Below are 1,635 nucleotides of genomic sequence, written 5' to 3' on the forward strand. Positions count from 1 at the left end.
AGCGCCGATGGTAGTTGGGGGTTTCCCCCTGTGAGAGTAGGACGCCGCCAAGCCATTTGAAAGGTCAGCCATTGTGCTGGCCTTTTTTTGTGTTTATTAGGAGAAAAGTTTAATATGTACGAGCAGGTAAAAAGGTAAAAGAGTCGTTAATAGAGATCAATCTAAGTATTAAAACTAAAACTAAGAACCCTTAGAGAAAGAATTCGCATCCTGGGTTGGGTGTTTCCATAACGACTCATACGGCTAGTATAAAAAAATTCTTAAAAGCAAAAAAGTTTAATCATATACGAGGACTGTGTACACATTATTAATAACAATCCTCTTCTTCTTATTAAATAAGGAAGATCATTTACACATAGTATATATTTAGAGTTAACATCACAGATGAAGGTGAATATTTAAGAAGAAAGCAAAAAAGTGATTCGCTAATAAAGCGAATCACTTTTTTAAGAGATTATCAGTTAAGAGGTTCATGAGTATTCCAAGCAACATTTAAAGAATCAACGATGAAATCAGCTACTTCATCCACATCAAGATTGTCGGTAGTCACTTTTAAATGATGATAGGAGTAGATCTCTTGTCTAGTTTTAAAAAGTTCTTCTATTTCTTCAAGACTTTTACTTTGTAACACGGGTCTACTATCGATAAGCAAATCTATTCTCTCTTTCCAATAGTCCCAAGATAAATCCAGGAAAATCACTATACATTTGGAGAGGCAAATCCTCCTTACCTCTTCTTGTAAAAAAGCTCCTCCACCTAAAGAAAGTATTTTCAACTTTTGCTGGCTAAAACGAGTAATTACTTCTTTTTCTTTTTCACGGAAAGTATTTTCTCCAAACTTTTTAAATATTTCCGTCGTAGGCATATTAAATTCTTTTTCTATCTCGTGGTCGATATCAATGAAATCCCTATATAATTTATTCGCGACCTTTTGGCCAATTGTGGTTTTTCCTACTCCCATAAATCCTGTAAAAACGATATTTTGCATCCTCAAAGATGTATCTTTATTAACCACTTATAAATTCCTCTCCCCGCTACATTACAAAGATTAAAAGTTAGGTTCAATTTTTAAAAATAATCTCATTATAGTATAAGAAAGTGATATTGTAAAAATAATATTTAAATATTTGGAAAACAGTTCTGCTTTAGGATAAGATTATGTGTTTTCGGGCTGTTGGAAAGCAGGTAAAACATAATAAGAACCAATACATAGAAGATAATTATAAAGTGCTTCCATAGTGGTGAAGTATTTTGTTAGTCATTCTCTAAATGAAGGGAAAAAAAGAAAAAAACAAAAATATATTGACTTTGATGATAGAAAAGATTAATATAAATAAGCACCAAGTAAACAAACAGAAATTCATTCACTTTTGGCTGATTGCTTGAAGAAAAAACACAATAAAAACTATTGACTTCTTATAGTGAAAATGGTAAGATGAAATGGTCGCTGTAAACAACGACATTTAAAAATTAGTTTAAAACTTCGTAGAAGTTGACAACTAATCGGTAGTGTGTTATGATGAATACACAAGTTGTTCTGACGAACAACGAGCTAATTGCTCTTTGAAAACTGAACAAAACAAAGCGCCAACGTAAATTTTGAGTGAGCACACACTATAAAAAAGCAAAATGAGC

At 32.2% G+C, this 1,635-nt stretch carries 1 protein-coding gene; it reads right to left on the minus strand.

Translation table 11 applies throughout. The features are described from left to right. Positions 1-457: 457 nt before the first annotated feature. On the minus strand, positions 458-1,015 hold the full coding sequence (locus ACQKL5_RS21300) for a shikimate kinase (protein WP_427610817.1): 558 nt from the start codon (positions 1,013-1,015) through the stop codon (positions 458-460). Positions 1,016-1,635 lie beyond the last annotated feature (620 nt).

This window comes from Peribacillus sp. NPDC097675, from assembly GCF_050277655.1.
GTDB lineage: Bacteria > Bacillota > Bacilli > Bacillales > DSM-1321 > Peribacillus.